General features: G+C 68.6%; 20 protein-coding genes and 1 pseudogene. 14 read left to right on the top strand and 7 right to left on the bottom strand.

Going from position 1 to position 18,203, the window contains the following annotated elements; all coding sequences use genetic code 11:
* The first annotated feature begins 6 nt into the window (after positions 1 to 6).
* Together BI335_RS13340 and BI335_RS13335 are read left to right on the top strand one after the other, a co-directional pair.
* Positions 7 to 1,308, top strand: coding sequence for a lysine N(6)-hydroxylase/L-ornithine N(5)-oxygenase family protein (locus tag BI335_RS13340; protein ID WP_094404260.1), 1,302 nt, complete (start codon positions 7 to 9; stop codon positions 1,306 to 1,308).
* Positions 1,305 to 3,755 carry a GNAT family N-acetyltransferase gene (locus tag BI335_RS13335; RefSeq protein ID WP_094404261.1) on the top strand — a complete coding sequence of 817 codons (2,451 nt, stop codon included), beginning with the start codon at positions 1,305 to 1,307 and terminating at the stop codon, positions 3,753 to 3,755. The genes BI335_RS13340 and BI335_RS13335 overlap by 4 nt, the downstream gene beginning before the upstream one ends.
* On the opposite strand, the gene BI335_RS13330 is transcribed toward BI335_RS13335, so the two are convergent.
* From BI335_RS13330 to thrC, 3 genes are read right to left on the bottom strand one after another with little or no spacing between them, the layout of a single operon-like run.
* Positions 3,654 to 4,142, bottom strand: coding sequence for a DedA family protein (locus tag BI335_RS13330; RefSeq protein ID WP_094404262.1), 489 nt, complete (start codon positions 4,140 to 4,142; stop codon positions 3,654 to 3,656). The genes BI335_RS13335 and BI335_RS13330 overlap by 102 nt on opposite strands.
* 38 nt (positions 4,143 to 4,180) lie before the next feature.
* Positions 4,181 to 4,693, bottom strand: coding sequence for an O-acetyl-ADP-ribose deacetylase (locus BI335_RS13325; protein WP_094356941.1), 513 nt, complete (start codon positions 4,691 to 4,693; stop codon positions 4,181 to 4,183).
* A 20-nt stretch (positions 4,694 to 4,713) separates the two neighbouring features.
* Positions 4,714 to 6,174, bottom strand: a complete 1,461-nt coding sequence (gene thrC, locus BI335_RS13320; protein ID WP_094404263.1) for a threonine synthase — start codon at positions 6,172 to 6,174, stop codon at positions 4,714 to 4,716.
* Positions 6,175 to 6,618: 444 nt separating this feature from the next.
* Between thrC and BI335_RS13315 the strand changes: the two genes are divergently transcribed.
* Positions 6,619 to 7,212: a TetR/AcrR family transcriptional regulator gene (locus BI335_RS13315; RefSeq protein ID WP_094356938.1), complete on the top strand. Its 594-nt coding sequence runs from the start codon at positions 6,619 to 6,621 to the stop codon at positions 7,210 to 7,212.
* A gap of 13 nt (positions 7,213 to 7,225) precedes the next feature.
* Here the strand turns inward: BI335_RS13315 and dnaA are convergent, their stop codons facing one another.
* Positions 7,226 to 8,602, bottom strand: a complete 1,377-nt coding sequence (dnaA, locus tag BI335_RS13310) for a chromosomal replication initiator protein DnaA (protein WP_094357031.1) — start codon at positions 8,600 to 8,602, stop codon at positions 7,226 to 7,228.
* Between the two features lie 629 nt (positions 8,603 to 9,231).
* Between dnaA and rpmH the strand changes: the two genes are divergently transcribed.
* The 6 genes from rpmH (at position 9,232) to rsmG (ending at position 12,515) form a co-directional block, all read left to right on the top strand.
* The gene (gene rpmH / locus BI335_RS13305; protein WP_094356937.1) at positions 9,232 to 9,369 is read left to right on the top strand and encodes a 50S ribosomal protein L34; all 138 of its coding nucleotides are present in this window, start codon (positions 9,232 to 9,234) and stop codon (positions 9,367 to 9,369) included.
* Between the two features lie 15 nt (positions 9,370 to 9,384).
* Positions 9,385 to 9,771, top strand: coding sequence for a ribonuclease P protein component (gene rnpA / locus BI335_RS13300; protein ID WP_094404264.1), 387 nt, complete (start codon positions 9,385 to 9,387; stop codon positions 9,769 to 9,771).
* Positions 9,768 to 10,133: a membrane protein insertion efficiency factor YidD gene (yidD, locus tag BI335_RS22475; protein WP_094404265.1), complete on the top strand. Its 366-nt coding sequence runs from the start codon at positions 9,768 to 9,770 to the stop codon at positions 10,131 to 10,133. The genes rnpA and yidD overlap by 4 nt, the downstream gene beginning before the upstream one ends.
* On the top strand, positions 10,133 to 11,182 hold the full coding sequence (gene yidC / locus BI335_RS13290) for a membrane protein insertase YidC (RefSeq protein WP_411266759.1): 1,050 nt from the start codon (positions 10,133 to 10,135) through the stop codon (positions 11,180 to 11,182). The genes yidD and yidC overlap by 1 nt, the downstream gene beginning before the upstream one ends.
* Positions 11,183 to 11,247: 65 nt before the next feature.
* The gene (locus BI335_RS13285; protein ID WP_094404266.1) at positions 11,248 to 11,865 is read left to right on the top strand and encodes a Jag family protein; all 618 of its coding nucleotides are present in this window, start codon (positions 11,248 to 11,250) and stop codon (positions 11,863 to 11,865) included.
* 26 nt (positions 11,866 to 11,891) lie between these two features.
* The gene (gene rsmG / locus BI335_RS13280; protein WP_229117667.1) at positions 11,892 to 12,515 is read left to right on the top strand and encodes a 16S rRNA (guanine(527)-N(7))-methyltransferase RsmG; all 624 of its coding nucleotides are present in this window, start codon (positions 11,892 to 11,894) and stop codon (positions 12,513 to 12,515) included.
* A 33-nt stretch (positions 12,516 to 12,548) separates the two neighbouring features.
* On the opposite strand, the gene BI335_RS13275 is transcribed toward rsmG, so the two are convergent.
* Positions 12,549 to 13,118 carry a dihydrofolate reductase family protein gene (locus BI335_RS13275; RefSeq protein WP_094404268.1) on the bottom strand — a complete coding sequence of 190 codons (570 nt, stop codon included), beginning with the start codon at positions 13,116 to 13,118 and terminating at the stop codon, positions 12,549 to 12,551.
* 80 nt (positions 13,119 to 13,198) lie between these two features.
* Here BI335_RS13275 and BI335_RS13270 point away from each other — a divergent pair, with 80 nt between their 5' ends.
* The 3 genes from BI335_RS13270 (at position 13,199) to BI335_RS13260 (ending at position 15,985) form a co-directional block, all read left to right on the top strand.
* A complete protein-coding gene (locus tag BI335_RS13270) occupies positions 13,199 to 13,777 on the top strand; it encodes a TetR/AcrR family transcriptional regulator (protein WP_094404269.1) in 579 nt (192 codons plus the stop codon).
* Positions 13,778 to 14,063: 286 nt separating this feature from the next.
* Positions 14,064 to 15,038, top strand: a complete 975-nt coding sequence (locus tag BI335_RS13265) for a ParA family protein (protein ID WP_324252520.1) — start codon at positions 14,064 to 14,066, stop codon at positions 15,036 to 15,038.
* On the top strand, positions 15,035 to 15,985 hold the full coding sequence (locus tag BI335_RS13260) for a ParB/RepB/Spo0J family partition protein (RefSeq protein ID WP_094404271.1): 951 nt from the start codon (positions 15,035 to 15,037) through the stop codon (positions 15,983 to 15,985). The genes BI335_RS13265 and BI335_RS13260 overlap by 4 nt, the downstream gene beginning before the upstream one ends.
* 21 nt (positions 15,986 to 16,006) lie before the next feature.
* On the opposite strand, the pseudogene BI335_RS13255 reads toward BI335_RS13260, so the two are convergent.
* Together BI335_RS13255 and BI335_RS13250 are read right to left on the bottom strand one after the other, a co-directional pair.
* A pseudogene (locus BI335_RS13255) lies at positions 16,007 to 16,375 on the bottom strand (DUF3817 domain-containing protein); the annotation flags it as partial.
* Between the two features lie 29 nt (positions 16,376 to 16,404).
* Positions 16,405 to 17,361 (bottom strand): SURF1 family protein, encoded by a 957-nt coding sequence (locus BI335_RS13250; protein ID WP_166646772.1) that lies wholly within the window; start codon positions 17,359 to 17,361, stop codon positions 16,405 to 16,407.
* Between the two features lie 27 nt (positions 17,362 to 17,388).
* Here BI335_RS13250 and BI335_RS21520 point away from each other — a divergent pair, with 27 nt between their 5' ends.
* Positions 17,389 to 17,574 (top strand): hypothetical protein, encoded by a 186-nt coding sequence (locus BI335_RS21520; RefSeq protein WP_166646773.1) that lies wholly within the window; start codon positions 17,389 to 17,391, stop codon positions 17,572 to 17,574.
* Positions 17,571 to 18,194, top strand: a complete 624-nt coding sequence (locus BI335_RS13245; protein ID WP_166646774.1) for a GNAT family N-acetyltransferase — start codon at positions 17,571 to 17,573, stop codon at positions 18,192 to 18,194. The genes BI335_RS21520 and BI335_RS13245 overlap by 4 nt, the downstream gene beginning before the upstream one ends.
* Positions 18,195 to 18,203 lie beyond the last annotated feature (9 nt).

The following is an 18,203-nucleotide window of genomic DNA, read 5'->3' as shown; positions in this document are numbered from 1 at the left end:
AACTCCATGATTCACGACTTCATCGGGATCGGCCTGGGACCGTTCAACCTGGGCCTGGCCTGTCTCACCGAACCACTCGAGGACCTGAGCGGTGTCTTCCTGGAACGCAGCCCCGGTTTCGACTGGCACCCGGGGATGATGCTGCCCGGGACGACCCTGCAGACCCCGTTCCTGGCCGACCTGGTCACCCTCGCCGACCCGACCTCGCGCTTCAGCTTCCTGAACTTCCTGAAACAGCGGGACCGTCTCTATCCCTTCTACATCAGGGAATCCTTCTTCCCGCTGCGCCGCGAATACAACGAGTACTGCCGTTGGGCCGCCGATCAGCTGGCCTCGATCCGCTTCGGCCACGAGGTGCTGCGCACCAGCTGGGAGGAGGCCGAGCAGGCCTATCGGGTCGAATCCCGGCGGACCGATACCGGTGAGCTGGTGGAACACCACGCCCGGCACCTGGTGCTCGGCACCGGCAGCCAACCCCACCTGCCGGATGCCGCGCGTGGGCTGGACAGCCCTGCGGTGCACAACTCGGCCTACCTGCAGCATCGTGAATCCCTGCTGGAGAAGCGCAGCATCACGATCGTCGGCAGCGGACAGAGCGCGGCGGAGATCTTCGCGGATCTGCTGGCGGAGAAGGAGAACCACCGCTACCAGCTGAACTGGGTGACCCGCTCGCCGCGGTTCTTCCCACTCGAATACACCAAGCTGACCCTGGAGATGACCTCCCCCGACTACATCGACTACTTCAGCGACCTCACCGAGGACCAGCGCTACCGGTTGATGGCCGAGCAGCACTGCCTGTCCAAGGGCATCAACGCCGAGTTGATCAACGACATCTTCGACGAGCTCTACGCCCAACGGCTGGGCCCACCGGCCGGCCCGGCGCCGCTGCTGCTCACCAGCACCGCGCTCACCGAGGTCGGCTACGACCCCGGCACCGGTGTGCACCAGCTCGGGCTGCACCAGCAGGAACAGGACCGCCGGTTCTGCCTGGCCACCGAGGGCCTGGTCTTCGCCACCGGGTACCGGCATCGGCTGCCGGAGTTCCTGGCACCGCTCGGCGACCGGTTGCGCTTCGACGACCACGGCCGGTACGCGATAGCCCGCAACTATTCGATCGATGACAGCGGCCGCCGGGTCTTCGTGCAGAGCGCCGGGGAGCACCTGCACAGCGTCACCTCACCCGATCTCGGGATGGGGGCGTACCGCAACTCGGTGATCATCCGGGAACTGACCGGGCGCGAGCCCTACCGGGTGGAGGAATCCATCGCCCACCAGCAGTTCGGCGTACCGAGGGAGCTGGCGCGATGACCGATCTGCGCACCATCCACCGCGACGGCAACGGCACCTTCGGCGTTCGTCCGGTCGACCCGGAGGGTGACGCGGCACTGCTGCACACCTGGTTCACCCATCCCAAGGCCCGCTTCTGGCTGATGGGTGAGGCGACCCTGGCCGATGTGATCACCGAATACCGCCGGATCGCCGCGCACCCGGATCACCATGCCTACCTGGGCTTCACCGACGGCGAACCGAGTTTCCTGATGGAACGCTACGACCCCAGCCGGGTCGAACTGGCCGGTGTACCCGAGATCCGCGCCGGTGATGTCGGCATGCACTTCCTCACCGCCCCGACCACCCAGCCGCGGCCCGGGTTCACCCGCTCGGTGATCACCGCGGTCCTCACCGACCTGTTCACCGACCCGGCCACCCGACGAGTGCTGGTCGAACCCGACATCCACAACACCGCGGTCCAGCAGCTCAACGCCGCGGTCGGCTTCACCCCGATCCGCGAACTCCGGCTGCCGGAGAAGACCGCACTGCTCAGCGAGTGCCCGCGGGCGGCCTTCCGCCCCGCCGGCCCACCACCCACGATCAAGGATCTCTCGATGCAGCAAGGAAAATCTGTCTATCCCACCGATCCCGCAGCGGCCGTCGCGCACCTCGACCCGGCCACCTGGGCCGAGGCGAACCGGATACTGCTCGCCAAGGCGCTGGGCGAATACAGCCACGAACGGCTGCTGGAGCCCGAACCGATCGGCGCCGATCGCTACCAGCTGCCGACCCCCGACGGGTCCGGGTGCTGGCGGTTCACCGCCCGCCGGCTGCCGCTGCGGCACTGGCAGGTCGACCCCGGGTCGATCAGCCACCAACGCGACGGCGTCGACCAGCCGCTCGATCTGCTGCGGTTCGTGCTGGACTTCGGTTCCCGGCTGGGACTCGACGACCAACTGCTGCCGGTCTATCTGGAGGAACTCAGCGCCACCCTGTCGGCCCTGGCGTACAAGCTCAGCGAACCGGCACCGAACAGCCGCGAGCTGATCCACGCCGACTTCCAGCAGATCGAGGCCGCCATGCTCGCCGGCCACCCGTGCTTCATCGCCAACAGCGGCCGGATCGGCTGGGGTGTGCACGAATACCGGGCCTTCGCACCCGAGGCGGCCCGCGGCGTACGCCTGCTCTGGCTGGCGGCGCGGCGGGAGGTGACCACCTTCAGCTCCTGCCGCGATCTGGACTATGACGAGCTGCTGGAGGCCGAACTCGGCGCCGAGGAACGGGCCCGATTCGCGGCCCGGTTGCGTGAGCTGGGGCTGGATCCGCAGGACTATCTGCTGCTGCCTGTGCACCCCTGGCAGTGGTGGAACAAGCTGGCGGTGACCTTCGCCGCCGACGTCGCCAACCGACGGCTGGTGGTGCTCGGCGAGGGTGGTGACGACTACCAGGCCCAGCAGTCGGTGCGGACCTTCTTCAATCGCAGCGATCCGGGCAAGCACTATGTGAAGACCGCGCTCTCGGTGATCAACATGGGTTTCATGCGCGGTCTCTCGGCGGCGTACATGGAGGCCACCCCGGCGATCAACGACTGGCTCGCCGACCTGGTCGCCGGTGATGAGACGCTGCGCGGGACCGGGGTCCGGGTGATCCGGGAGCGGGCGGCGATCGGCTACCACGCCCGGCAGTATGCCGAGGCCAGCGACAAGCATTCGCCCTACCGCAAGATGCTGGCGGCGTTGTGGCGGGAGAGCCCGGTGCCGGGGTTGGCACCGGGGCGCCGGCTCGCCACGATGGCGGCGCTGCTGCATCTCGATCGCGACGGTGGCTCGTTCTGCGCGGCCCTGATCGAGCAGTCCGGGTGGGCGCCGACGCAGTGGCTGCGGCGCTATCTGGAGGCCTATCTGGTGCCGCTGCTGCACTGCTTCTATCGCTACGGTCTGGTGTTCATGCCGCACGGGGAGAACATCATCCTGGAGCTCGACAACGGGGTGGTGGAGCGGGTGATCCTCAAGGACCTGGCCGAGGAGATCGCGGTGATGTCGGCCGACACCCCATTGCCGAGCGAGATCGAACGGGTCCGGGTCGAGGTCCCCGAGGAGCTGCAGCTGCTGTCGATCTTCACCGATGTGTTCGACTGCTTCCTGCGGCCGCTGAGCGCGATCCTGGCCGACCAGCGGCTGCTGGAGCCGGCGGAGTTCTGGGCGGTGGTGGCCGCGGTGGCCGGTGACTACCAGCGCTCGACACCGGAGCTGGCCGAGCGGTTCGCCCGGTTCGATCTGTTCACCGAGGAGTTCGCGCTGTCCTGTCTGAACCGGTTGCAGCTGCGGAACAGTCAGCAGATGGTCGATCTGGCCGATCCGGCCAGTGCGTTGCAGCTGGTCGGTTCACTGGCCAACCCGCTCGCGGGAGCGGCGGGCTCGGCGCAGCAGCAGCCAGCCGCCGATACCGAGCGCGGTCAGCAGCACCGCGCCGAGCAGCCAGGGTGAGCCGAGGGCCAGTTCGATCGCGGCGCCGATCACGGCGAGGCCGGCGGTGAACCAGAGGATCGCCCAGAGCACGGCGCCGACGGCGACGGCCGGCAGATAGCGCCGCAGCGGCATCCGCAGCGCACCGGCGGTGGCGTTGACGGCGGTCTGCAGGCCGACGGTGAGGAAGGACAGCGGGACGGCGAGTACGCCCCAGCGGGCGATCAGCGCCTCGGCGCGCGCCCGGCCCCGCTGCCGTCGCTCGGAGGGTGGCCGGTTGCGGCCCAGCCGGATCACCCCGGCGGCGGCGCCGCGACCGACCCAGTAGGTGGCGTTGCCGCGGAGCAGGGCGATGACGAACATGACCGCCAGCCCCTGGGCCAGGGGCAGCTGCCGCACCCACTCCATCCGCGCTCCTTGTTAGGTGACCCTAACTCTAGCTCGGATCACCGGTCGGACAAGGCGCTTTCGAAGGCGGCGTACGCCTTGTCGTCGAACAGCCAGAAGCGGGCCTCGGTGACCTGCGGATGCTCGGCCATCGCGGCTCGGGTGGTGTCGATCGCGATCCGGGCGGCCTGGTCCAGCGGGTAGTGGTAGATGCCGCAGCTGATCGCCGGGAACGCGACCCGCTGGTCACCGTTCTCGGCGGCCAGTTCGATGGCGCGGCGATAGCAGGAGGCGAGCAGCTCCGCCTCGTCCCCGGTGCCGCCGTGCCAGACCGGCCCGACGGCATGGATGACGTGGTTCACCGGCAACCGGCCGGCGCCGGTGATCTTGGCGTCCCCGGTGTCGCAACCGCCCAGCAGGCGGCATTCGGCGAGCAGCTCGGGGCCGGCGGCGCGGTGGATCGCACCGTCCACGCCACCCCCGCCGAGCAGGCTGGAGTTGGCGGCATTCACGATCGCGTCGGCGTCGGCGTCGGTGGTGATGTCGCCGCGGTGCAGGGTGATCTCGGCCATGCAGCAACGGTACGCCCCGCTCAGGGAGCGGGATCGGGTACCGGGGTGGGGCCCTTCGCCAGGGTGGTCGCGATGAACTCCTTCAGCGCGGGCACGTCATTGGGCAGATCGACGACGTGCCTGGGCAGGTCCTCGATACCGACGAAGGCCTCGGGACGATCGGGTTCCCGGTCGACGGCCTCGCGGATGGTGGCGGCGAACTTCACCGGCAGTGCGGTCTCCAGCACGATCACGGTCTCATCGGGTCGGGCGAGCTCGTCGGCGACCTTGACCGCGTCGGCGGTGTGCGGGTCGATCAGCACCCGGTGCTCCTGCCAGACCCGCTTGATGGTGGCGAGCCGGTCGGCGTGGGTGGAGGAACCGGAGGCGAACCCGAACCGCTCCGCCAGGCCCGCGAACTCCGGCGTACCGGACAGATCGAAGTAGCCCTGGTTCGGCAGCTGCTCGGCGAACAGCTCCCGCACCCGGTCCGCGTCGCCGGCGTACAGATCGTGCACGAACCGCTCGAAGTTGGAGGCCTTGGAGATGTCCATCGACGGGCTGGAGGTCTCGTGGGTCTCGGCGGCCGCGCGGACCCGGTAGACCCCGGTGCGGAAGAACTCATCGAGCACGTTGTTCTCGTTGGTGGCCAGCAGCAGCCGGTCGATCGGCAGGCCGAGCTGGCGGGCCAGGTGGCCGGCGCAGATGTTGCCGAAGTTCCCGGTCGGTACGCAGAAGGAGACCTGCTGATCGTCGGCCTCGGTGACGCGCAGCCAGGCGACGATGTAGTAGACGATCTGGGCCATCAACCGGGCCCAGTTGATCGAGTTCACCGCGCCGATGTGATACCTGGCCTTGAACTCGGGGTCGGCGTTGACGGCCTTGACCAGGTCCTGGGCGTCGTCGAAGACACCGGCGACGGCGATGTTGTGGATATTGGTCTCATCGAGGCTGAACATCTGCGCCTGCTGGAACGGGGTCATCCGCCCGCGCGGGGTGAGCATGAAGACCTCGAGGTTGTCCCGGCCGCGCATCGCGTACTCGGCGGCCGAGCCGGTGTCGCCGCTGGTCGCACCCAGGATGGTCAGGCTGCTGTCGCGGCGCTCCAGCTCGTATTCGAAGAGCCGGCCGAGCAGCTGCATCGCCAGGTCCTTGAACGCCGCGGTCGGCCCGTCGGACAGGTGCGCCAGCCAGCGCCGGTCACCGAGTTCGCTGACCGGCACGATCTGCTCGGTGGCGAAGTTGTCGGTGCTGTACGCCGCCCGGCAGATCCTGCGCAGGTCCTCGGCCGGGATGTCGTCGACGAACAGTTCCAGCACCTCGGCCGCGACCGCGGCGTACCCCTCCTCGGCCAGCACAGTGCGCCAGCCGGGCAGCCGGTCGGTGATGTCGGGGTAGCGCTCGGGCAGATAGAGGCCGCCGTCGGGGGCCAGCCCGGCGAGCAGGATGTCGCCGAATTGCAGTCCCTGATCGGGTGGGGTCCGGGTCGAGTGGTAGCGCACGGCCCAAGCCTAGGGTCACCGTGCCGGTGCCTGGTCCGTTGCTCACCAGCGGATCTCGATCACCCCGGGTGGCCTTCGGGTCACAAGAATCCCCAGGTTGGGCGCGGTCGTACTTGGGGTCTTGTAATTGAGTTTGTAATTTCATGGTCATCACAGCGGTTGTGGATCCTGTGGACAACCGGCGTCTGCGCTGGTCAGCAGCGAATTGTTGTTCCTCGGTGACTGTGGAGAAGTCGAAATCACACGGGGAGGATCTGCGGATGGGCACCGGGGGCCGGAACGCCGCCCACATGCCAGCGGGGTGGCTGTGGATGACGGGGCCCGGTCACCCACATGGCTGTGCCCAGCCTCGACCGGGGGTGTGCGGGCACCGGCCTGGTAACGAGTCGACAAGGAAACGGGGGTTTCGGAGTTAAGACAGGTCAGTTCTGGCACGATTGAGCCATGGTCGGGGAGACGGGTACCAAAGGGGGGCGCAGGCGCGAGCAGATCCTTGCCGCGGCGGTCGAGCTGTTCGGCGAGGTCGGCTACCGGGGCACGTCGCTGCGCGACATCGCGCAGCGCGTGGGGATCACCCATCCGGGGCTGCTCTACCACTTCCACTCGAAGCAGGAACTGCTCAGCGCGGTGCTGGAACGCCGCGACGACACCAACGACGACGTGTTCCACCTGCTCGAGCAGCCGAGTGCGCGCGAGCACGTGAAACGGGTGCTGGAGCTGGCCGCGCACAATGCCACGATCCCGGGGATGATCGAGCTCTTCGCCACGCTGTCGGCCGAATCCACCGATCCCGATCATCCGGCGCACGACTACTTCACCGAGCGCTACCGCAAGATCGTCGGCATCAACCAGCGGATCTTCGACGACCTGTACGCCGACGGCGAGCTCCGCGAGGGTGTCGATCCGAAGCTGCTCGGCCCCTCCTTCACCGCGCTGATGGACGGTCTGCAGATCCAGTGGCTCTATGACCCGGAGAGCGTCGACATGCCCGAGGCGCTGCGGTTCTACTTCAACACCTATCTGAAGAACCCGCTCTAGTCGGCGTATCGGGTCAGCGGCGCTGCTGCTTGATCCGGCTGGTCAGCTCGGTGACCTGGTTGTAGATGTTGCGGCGCTCGTTCATCAGCTGCCGGATCTTGCGGTCGGCGTGCATCACGGTGGTGTGATCGCGGCCGCCGAACTCCTGGCCGATCTTCGGCAGCGACATGTCGGTGAGCTCGCGGCACAGGTACATCGCGATCTGCCGGGCGGTCGCCAGGGCATGGGTACGCGAGGCGCCGCACAGGTCGTCGACGCTCAACCCGAAATACTGGGCGGTCTGGGAGATGATCAGATTCGGGGTGATCTCGGCATCGGCGCCGTCGGGGATGAGGTCCTTCAGCACCTCCTGGGCGAGCTCCATCGTCACCGGGGTCCGGTTCAGCGAGGCGAATGCGGTGATCCGGATCAGCGCACCCTCCAGCTCACGGATGTTGGTCTGGATCCGGGAGGCGACGAACTCGAGCACGTCCAGGCTGACGGTGAGTCGCTCCTGGGCGGCCTTCTTCTTCAGGATCGCGATCCGGGTCTCCAGGTCCGGTGCCTGCACGTCGGTGATCAGCCCCCACTCGAAGCGGGACCGCAGCCTGGGCTCCAGCGCTTCCAGCAGCTTCGGCGGCCGATCGGAGGTCATCACGATCTGTTTCTGCGCGTTGTGCAGGGTGTTGAAGGTGTGGAAGAACTCCTCCTGGGTCTGGATCTTCGACTCCAGGAACTGGATGTCGTCGATCAGCAGGACATCAACATCGCGATAGCGGCGCCGGAACTCCGCGGTCCGGTTCTCCGAGATCGCGTTGATGAAGTCGTTGGTGAGTTCCTCGGTGGAGACGTAGCGGACCCGGACCCGGTCGTAGTAGTGCCGCACATAGTGCCCCAGGGCGTGCAGCAGATGGGTCTTCCCCAGCCCGGACTCGCCGTAGATCATCAGCGGGTTGTAGGACTTGCCCGGGGTCTCCGCGACCGCCACCGCGGCCGCGTGCGCGAACCGGTTCGAGGAGCCGATGACGAAATTCTCGAAGGAGTACTTGGGGTTCAACCGGGAGTCGATCGGCGGGCGGTGCCCGTTGCTGCTGGTCTGGGGGGCGTAGCGATCACCGGCCGGCGGCGCGGCGGCGGTCCGCGGTTCCGGCTGGGTGCGCAGCGACGGATCCAGGTCGGGGCGCCGATCGATCTCCAGTGGGACGGCGTCCTCGGCCAGCGTCGGATCGATGCTGATCGCCAGCCGGCTGTCGCGGCGGAAGTAGTCCGACAGCGCACCTTCGATGTTGCTGCGCATCACCTGGTCGCGGGTGAACTCGTCGGGGACCGCGACCATCACCGTCGACTCGTGCAGCGCCAACGGCTTGCCGCGCCGCAACCAGACGCGCTGGTTGGGTGACACCCGGCCCATCAGCTGCTCCCAGATGGCGACCAGGTCGGTTCCGGGATTCACGGTGTCCTGCTCGGGGCGGTGGTCGGTGTCGGAGGATCGGTCGTCAAAAGTGGGTCGTCGGTCGCCGGCGTGCTGGCCGTCGTCGAAACCCGCTCCATCGAACTCGCTCACAATCACCCCGGGGTCTCACTCGTGGTCGTCCGTCCGGTTCGGATGGCTGTCCGCAATCCAGCCATCACCGGGCCTGAGTCCACAGAGTTTTCCACAGCCTGTGGGTAGCCCAAAATGCGGGTACCGCACCTGGCGATCCGACCCGGCTGGGGACCGCACCACAGCGGCGTACGCCACCGTGGATCGTGAGGTGTCACAGCCGGGACGGACGGTCAGGTGCCGCTGGCCCGGAGTGCCGACGCTAAACCAACCCAAACCATGATCGCAAGACACGAAGGTGCCGCTTCGGCGTGTCGAGTGGACGCCGTCACCGCGAGCTGTCTGGTTTGACCCGACAGGCCCCGCCACGTACCGTATGGAGGTCGCCGGGTAGTCCGGCAACCCTGCTGGCTGCCCCGAAACGGGCGGTGTCGCCACGCCCGTGCCGACACCTGCGGTCGGTGGGTACGAGCCACGACACAAGTGGGAGAACTCCCGTGAGCAAGCGCACTTTCCAGCCGAGCAACCGGCGTCGCAGCCGCACCCATGGCTTCCGTCTGCGGATGCGTACCCGCGCCGGGCGCGCCATCCTCTCCTCCCGCCGCCGCAAGGGGCGCGCCAAGCTGGCCGGCTGATCCGGCCGCGGCGACGTGCTCCCAGCCGCGCTGCGGATGAGATCGGCGGCCGAGTTCCGGCGCACGATCTCCTCCGGGGTCCGAAGCGGACGGTCCACCCTGGTCGTGCATGCGCACCAGCCCGTCACCGACGGGGGTGGCACGACCACGGTGGGCTTCGTCGTGTCCAAGGCCGTTGGCGGGGCTGTCGTCCGCAACCGGGTCAAGCGTCGGCTGCGGCACCTCTCGGTGCCGCTGCTCGCCGAGACCCCTGCCGGGACCCGGGTCGTGGTCCGGGCGCTGCCGCCGGCGGCGACCGCGCCCGAGCTGGGCAACGATCTCCGCGGCGCCTGGCACGGCTGCCTGCGCAAGCTGGCGGCGTACCGGCCGAAGCAGCCCGCCCCGGAAACGGCACGACGGTGAAGTGGCTGCTGATCGGCTTCATCAAGGCCTGGCGGGCCGTGATCAGCCCGCTCTACGGGAACGTCTGCCGTTACTGGCCGAGCTGTTCGGCCTACGGTCTGGAAGCGGTCCAGGTGCACGGGGCGCTGCGCGGCAGCTGGCTCACCGTACGCCGGATCGGGCGCTGCAATCCCTGGTCGGCCGGGGGTTACGACCCCGTCCCGGGCACGCCGGCGGCCGCCGAATGGGAATGTGAGCAGGCCGAGGCCGAACGATCCCGTCGCGATTTCGGGGAGAACTCCGGGTCCGCGGAGGCGCTCGGATCGGATGAGCCGACGGACACTGGAACAGAATCCGAACGAACCACTCGAGGTGTGAACTGATGCAGACCCTGATGCCCCTGCTCACGACGCCGGGGCTGCTCCCGCTGGAAGGCTTCTGGGACACCATCATGGCGCCGCTCTACTGGGCGGTGTCCGGGCTGCTGGTGCTGGCGCACTACCTCTTCTCGCCGCTGTTCGGCACCGACTCCGGGATCACCTGGACGCTGGCGATCATCCTGCTGACCGTGGTCATCCGGACCGCGCTGATCCCGCTGTTCGTCCGCCAGATCCGGTCCTCGCGCAACATGCAGGTGCTGCAGCCGAAGGTCCGCGAACTGCAGAAGAAGTACGCCCACGACCGGGAGAAACTCGGTCAGGAGACGATGAAGCTCTACAAGGACGAGGGTGTCAACCCGATGGCGTCCTGCTTCCCGATCCTGCTGCAGATGCCGATCTTCTTCGCGCTGTTCAACGTGCTCAACGGCGCCGCCCGCGGCCAGGCCCGCGGCACCTTCCTGGTCGACCGGCCGGAACTGGTCACCTCGATGGCCAATGCCAAGATCTTCGGCTCGGTGCGGATCGCCGACACCTTCCTGCCGCTGAGCAACGGCTTCGGGATGATCCAGGTCGTCGCGCTGATCCTGATCCTGGCGATGGTGGCGACGACGTTCATCTCGCAGAAGCAGCTGATGGCGAAGAACATGCCGCCGGAGGCGATGACCGGCCCGATGGCCCAGCAGCAGAAGATGATGCTCTACATCTTCCCGGTCGTCTTCGGTATCGGCGGCGTCTCCTTCCCGATCGGTCTGCTGATCTACTGGACGGCCTCGAACGTCTGGACGATGGGCCAGCAGTTCTATGTGATCCGCAACTCGCCGACCCCCGGCACCCCGGCCTACGAGGCCTGGGAGGCGCGGATGGTGGCCAAGGGTTACGACCCGACCACCGTGAAGCCCGGTCAGAAGCCGCAGAAGCGGCGTACCGTCGCCGCCGAGGACACCAGCGAGCCGACCAATGCCGAGTTGGCCGCCGAGAACGGCACCGACGACCGGCCCAGGATCCAGCGGCAGCAGCCGCGTCGCCAGACCAGGGCGAACCGCAAGAAGTGAACTGACCCAGGCCACCAACGGCCGCCCGTCGCCACCCCGCGGCGGTTTCTGCGAAGGAGTCGAGTGTGAGCGAGAACCAGTCCCAGACCCACACCCTTGAGGCTGAAGTGCCCGATGGTGCGGAAGTGACCGAGGAGAAGGTGACCGAGGCGACGACCGTCGAGACGCCCGAGGCCTCGGAGACGACCGACGACGGTGAGGAGAACACCGGCGAGCGGCGCTCCAACAAGCAGGCCGTCCTCGACGAGGAGGGCGACATCGCCGCCGACTATCTCGAGGAGCTGCTCGACATCGCCGACCTTGACGGCGACATCGACACCTACACCGAGGGCGGGCGCGCGCACGTCTCCATCGTCACCGAGGGCAATGTGCTCGTCGGCAAGGACGGCGAGGTGCTGGACGCGCTGCAGGAGCTGTCCCGGCTCGCGGTGATGACCGAGACCGGCCGCCGCAGCCGGCTGATGCTCGATGTGGCCGGGCACCGCGACAAGCGTCGCGCCGAGCTCACCGATCTGGCCAACGACGCCATCGAGGAGGTCAAATCCTCCGGTGAGCAGGTACGCCTCAGCCCGATGAACCCGTTCGAGCGCAAGATCGTCCACGACGTCGTGGCGGCCGCCGGCCTGGTCAGCGAATCCGACGGCGAGGAGCCCAACCGGCGCGTCGTCGTGCTGCCCAACTGAGCAGCGGGGAGCCAGGGGTGGCCGACGTGCCGCAGTCGTCGCCGTCGGAGGCCGTCGCCGCGCAGGTGTTCGGGGACCGGTTCGAGGCGGCCCGGCAGTATCACGACCTGCTCGCGAACGAGGGCACCGAATGGGGCCTGATCGGGCCGCGTGAGGTGGACCGGCTCTGGTCCCGGCACCTGCTGAACTCCGCCGCCCTGGCCGAGGTGGTGCCCAGCGGAGCCGAGGTGATCGACGTCGGCTCGGGTGCCGGGCTGCCCGGGATCCCGCTGGCGCTTGCCCGGCCAGATCTGGGGATCACCCTGCTGGAGCCGCTGTTGCGGCGGTTCAACTTCCTCACCATGGCTGTGGAAAACCTGGGGATAACCGACCGGGTCGCGGTGGAACGGGGTCGGGCCGAGGACTTCGAGGGATCCTTCGACGTGGTCACCTCGCGCGCGGTCGCCCCCCTGGAGCGGTTGATCGGCTGGTGTCTGCCACTGCTCTCCCCCACCGGGGCGCTGATCGCGCTCAAGGGTGCCTCGGCGGCCGATGAGGTCAAGGCTGTGGATAAGCTGCTGACGAAGCAGAAGCTGAGTGCCGAGGTGTTGACGGTGCGGGCGCATCCCGCGGCCGAGGCCACCTTCGCGGTGCGAGTACGCCGCGGCTGATCTCCGCCGGTTCGAGGGTGACGAGCGGGCGGGTCAGCGGACCGGCCGGAATTCGACCAGGTCCACCTGTTCGCTCAGCGGTCGTCGGCCGACCTCCTCGAGGTGGAGGGTCAGGGGTCTGTTGCCGAACAGCGGGACTCCGGCACCGAGCAGCACCTTGTTGATCTTGAACCGGAAGACATCGATCTCCTCGAGCAGCTGACCGGCCAGCTCCCCACCGCCGCACAGCCAGAGATCCTTGCCGTTTGACTCCTTGAGACCGCGGACCAGGGCGAGCGGATCGTCGCTGACGGTGACGGTCGGGTCGGCCGGCAGGTCGTCGTGGTGGGTGATCACGTACTGGTGGAGATGCGGGTACGCGCTGGTCAGGCCGGCATCGAGAGCCGGTTGGTGGGTACGCCGGCCCATGATCACCGCATCGAAGTGCCGATTCGGTGCCATGACGCCCAGCGGTGCACGGGCCGGAGCCGGGCAGGTCTCGGGATATTCGGTGAAGAGCTGCCGGAGCACCGCGGGGGAATCGTCGAAGGCGGACCAGCCACCGCTGGTATCGGCGATGAAGCCGTCCAGGCTGACCGCGACGTAGAAGATGAGGGAGCGCATCGGGTTCCAATCACAACAGATGTGGTAGTTAGGGTGATCGGGAGTGTAGCACTACTGTTGTGGTGGTTGGAGGTGATCGGATGGTCGCGAACGCAAAACGCCGGGGGCTGATCGTTGATACGGCCCTCGCGCTGCTGGGCGGGGGTGGGTCCCGGGCGCTGTCCCACCGCGCCATCGACCGGGCTGCGGAGTTGCCCCTGGGAACCACGGCGAACTACTTCCCATCGCGGGCGGAGTTGGTCCGCGCGTGTGCGGAGCGGATCTTCGAGCGGCTGGCGCCGGATCCTGATCGCGTGGCCGAGATCCGGGCCTCGTATTCGGGGCGCACGGCCGTCGAGGAGTTCACGGTCGATGTGGTACGCCGGTTGGCCGCGGTACCAGCACTGACTGCGGCCCTGTTCGAACTGCGGTTGGAGGCCGGGCGTACGCCGGAGGTGGCGGCGGTGCTGAATCCGTTCCTGCGGACCGGGTTCGAGGAGGATGTCCGCTTCCACCGGGCAGCCGGTCTGCCGGGCGGGCGTACCGAGGTGGGTCTGCTGCACCAGGCCGTCAACGGTCTGCTGCTGGAATTCCTGGGCGGGCAACGCCCCGCCGAGGAGCTGGAGCCGACCACCCGCGAGCTGGTTCAGCGGCTGATCCCGGAAGAGCTGGTGCGGTAGTCTGGGGCGGCCCGCGGCCGATCGAAACAATCCAAGGAGTGTGATGAACCAGCCCAGTCAGGATGCGCTCGGATGGCCGCGACCATTGGCGCGTCAGGCCGGCCTGGGGTGGCCCGTACCGGGGGATTCCCCGGAGACCGCCGAGGACGAGCTCGCCGACGAGGTGGGTGCCGAGATCCAGGACACCGATGTGCAGCGTCCGTATTTCGCGGAACCGTCCGCGGAGAAGCTGCCCCCCGTTTCACGTGAAACGGCAGAAGACCCGGCCGAGGCGGAATCCCCGGCGATCGAATCGACCCCGGCCGTTTCACGTGAAACATCGCCGGACGAGCCGGCCAATGGCCAGGTGGCCGGTGACGCGCCGGACGAGATCCTCGGTGCAGCCATCTCCGCTGACGAGCTCGGCCCATCCGGCGAGGACGACGCCCCGGCCGCACCGCCCGTTCCACGTGAAACATTGCCGCACCCGGCGCAGCCCCGCGTCCTGGTGATCGCCAATCAGAAGGGCGGTGTCGGCAAGACCACCACCGCGGTGAACATCGCGACGGCACTGGCGCTGGGTGACCAGCGCGTGCTGGTCGTGGATCTGGATCCGCAGGGCAATGCCTCGACCGCGCTCGGGGTCGACCACGAACCGGGTACGCCGGGCACCTACGAGGTGCTGATCGAGGGGGCGGCGGTCGCCGACCACGTGAAGCCCTCGGCCGAGGCGGACAACCTCTGGGTGCTGCCCGCCACCGTGGACCTGGCCGCGGCCGAGATCGAGCTGGTCTCCACCGTCGCCCGGGAATCTCGGTTGGCCAAGGCGCTTCGGCGCTATCTCCGCGACCACGACGTCGACTACGTCTTCCTGGACTGCCCCCCGTCGCTGGGCCTACTCACCTTGAACGCGCTGGTCGCGGCCGAGGAGATCCTGATCCCGATCCAGTGCGAGTACTACGCCCTCGAGGGCGTGTCCCAGCTGCTCAACACGATCAACCTGGTGAAGGGCGAGTTGAATGACGAGCTCGAGGTGTCGACGGTGCTGCTCACCATGTTCGACCCGCGTACCCGGCTCGCCGCCCAGGTCGTCGACGAGGTCCGCGCCCACTTCCCCGAGCAGACCCTCGAATCGGTGATCCCCCGCTCGGTGCGGATCTCCGAGGCCCCCAGCTACGGCCAGACCGTGCTCACCTACCAGCCCACCTCGACGGGCGCGATCTGCTATCGCCGCGCCGCCGCCGAGATCGCCCACCGTGCCGTACCGGAGGAGACGCAGTGAACCAGCAGCAGCGCCGCAGTGGACTGGGCCGTGGCCTCGGCCAGTTGATCCAGAACACCGATCCCGCGACCACCCGGCCGCATCGCCCGGTCGATGGGGTGATCGACTCGCAGAAGTCCTCCCGCCGGATGCCGGAGGGCTCCTGGTTCGCCGAGGTGCCGATCGAGGCCATCACGCCGAACCCGAAGCAGCCCCGCACCGAGTTCGACGAGGATGATCTCACCGAGCTGACCGAGTCGATCAAGGAAGTCGGGCTGCTGCAGCCGGTTGTCGTCCGGCCGCTGGGCAAGGGTCCGGACGGTGAGCAGTTCGAGCTCGTGATGGGCGAACGCCGCTGGCGTGCCAGCCAGGCGGCCGGCCGCAGCACGATCCCGGCGATCGTCCGGCCCACCGAGGAACACGCCCTGCTCCGCGACGCCCTGCTGGAGAACCTGCACCGCGCCAACCTCAACCCGCTCGAAGAGGCGAACGCCTATCAGCAACTCCTCGATGACTTCGGCTGCACGCAGGAGGAGCTGTCGACGCGGATCAAACGTTCCCGGCCGCAGATCTCCAACACCATCCGCCTGCTGCGGCTTCCCGCCTCCGTACAGCGCCGGGTCGCCGCCGGGGTGTTGAGCGCCGGTCATGCCCGCGCCCTCCTCGGGCTCGATGATCAACTGGCCCAGGAACGCCTGGCTCAGCGGATCGTCGCCGAGGGGTTGTCGGTGCGGGCCACCGAGGAGATCGTCACCCTGGGTGAGACCGGCAGCGAGCCGCGGGCCCCTCGGGCGCCGAAGGAACGCCCGGAACGAGCGGTCGAACTGTCGGATCAGCTCTGCGACCACTTCGACACCCGTGCCCGGGTGGACATGGGTCGCAGCAAGGGCAAGATCGTGATCGAGTTCGCCTCACCCGAGGATCTGGAGCGGATCGTCGCCCTGATGCGACTGGGCGACCAGGGCTGAGCGCGCCCGCGCCCGCGAGGATCAGGAAGCCTGGTTCTCGATGGCGTCGGCGGCGGCCAGCTTGGCCTGGACATCCTTGGTGGCGTACCGCTCCGCGACGAACGACAGGAACGGCACCGTACCGGCCAGGGCGATTCCCAGCAGCCGCTTCCACGCCCACTTCACCCGGCGTCCCAGGTCGTACGCGGTCACCAGCAGCGCCATGTAGAGCCAGCCGTGCCCGATGCCGAGGACGGTGTTGATCTTGCCGCCGAGCTCGTTGAGCGTTGGATCGGGGGCCAGATACTTCAGCGGCATGCCGATGCAGATCAGCACCACGAGCAGCACGCCGACCACGTAGGCCATCACCCGGTAGCGCAGCAGCGCCGCTCGCACGGCACGGGGGTTATCCACAGTTTCTCCCATCAGTTCCGGTTTGCTCACCGGTCGGTCGTCCCCAGCTCACGCGGGTTCCCCGAAGCTCCCGCATCCGGCGTGTTTCCCCTGGTCAGCGCGGGAATGGACGCATCATCCGCGCCCTCGGCGGTGGCCTCGCGGGCGCCGTCCCCGGGTCGCTCGTCCACATCGTCGCCGGACTTCTCCACCGGGTTGTCCCCAGCGTCATCCACCTCGTCACCGGAGATCAGCGAGGTGCCCCGCCCGGCATCGCGAGAGAGCTTGATCGTCGCCGCCACGGCCGCGGCGGCGAAGATCCACCACTGCAGTGCGTAGCCGTTGTTGCGGGCCTGCCCGGCGGCACTCGGGACATCCACCTGGGCGGCGGTCATCCCCTGCGCCGCCGCCCCGGCGTCATCGAGGCTCAGGAACCCGGGCATCAGCTGGTCCGGCCAGAGCTGAGCCAGCCGCTGCAGGCGTACCGTGCCGAGCTGACCGGCCGGCGCGGGCGACTCCGGCTCCGCCTCGGTGGGCAGCAACAGCCCGGTCTGGGTGACCTCACCGGCCGGCGGCGGGGGCGCGTCGGTACCCTCGACGACCCCGCGGACCACCGGCAGCACCGTGCCGTCGGCCAGCCGCAACGCGGTCACAACCCGAAACCGCCCCGGGGCGTTCGGCTCGGGGACCAGCACCTGCTGCTCCGGCAGATACCGGCCCGTGGTCGTCACCGGGCGGCCATAACCGTCCTTGGGGATCTCCCCGACCTGCAGCACCGAATCCAGCGGTACGGCCGCCTGGGTCATCCGGGCGCGCATCGCATCCTGGCCCTGGGTGCGAAACGTCTGCATCTGCCACAACCCGAGCCCCAGCATCACCCCGGTCACCACCAGCCCCACCAGCCAGATCAGGGCCTGGCGGCGGCGCCGCGCGGGGGTGACGCGCGCCCGACCGGTTGGGGTGGCCGCGGCGGGCAAGGAAGGGTCATCGGATGGCTGTTTCATGCTGGCGACCATTCTACGATGGACCCCATGGAGGAGGATGTTCGCTACCGGGGCCCGTTCCGACCGTTGATCGGGGACGAGGACCTGCTGCGCCCGACTCCCAGTCGCATGGTGTGGCTCGGCCTCGGCCTGCTGGCCGCGATCGTGCTCGGTTTCGCGATCGGGCTCACCCAGCCGCGTCGCCTCGGCCAACCGGACCGGGAATCGAAGTGACCCTGCGCCCGCGGCTGCGGCCCTTGGTCGCCGAGCGACTCGCCGAACTCCCGCTGACCTGCTCGGAGTGTCCGCTCGGTGCGACGGTCCGCGCGGGTGTCGAAGCCGACCACGGCCCGGCCGGCTGGGCGCGGGCGGCCCAGCAGGAATGGGGCCTGTGCGGGATCACCGGCCACGAGGACGGACGGCTGGCCGGCCACCTGCTGTTCTGCCCGCCGCTGCACGTGCCGCGCAACGGGCCGCAGGGTGGCGGGCCGCGCAACCCCGATGCCGCCGTCGTGCTCTCGATCCGGGTCGATCCGGGTTGCACCGCCGAGGGCCTCGGCCGGCAACTGGTGCAGGCGGCGGCCGCGCGGATGGTCCGCGTACCCGGCATCCATGCCCTCGAGGTACGCGGCAGCCGCCACGGCGGGTCCTGCGTACTGCCCCCGGTCGAATTCCTGGAGCGGGTCGGCTTCCAGGTGAGCACCGACCATCCGCTGCAACCCCAGCTGCGACTCGAATTCTCCCGTACGCTGCGCTGGCGACCCGGGCTGCTCGACTCCGCCCTCGATCGGGTCACGGGATGGATCCGGCCGCTGCCACCCGAGCCCGCGAACCATCGACCGCACGGTGGCTAAGGTCTCCCC

The sequence above is a fragment of the Enemella evansiae genome (assembly GCF_002250705.1).
In the GTDB taxonomy this organism is placed as follows: Bacteria; Actinomycetota; Actinomycetes; order Propionibacteriales; family Propionibacteriaceae; genus Enemella; species Enemella evansiae.
This window is presented reverse-complemented; position numbering and strand designations above follow the sequence as displayed.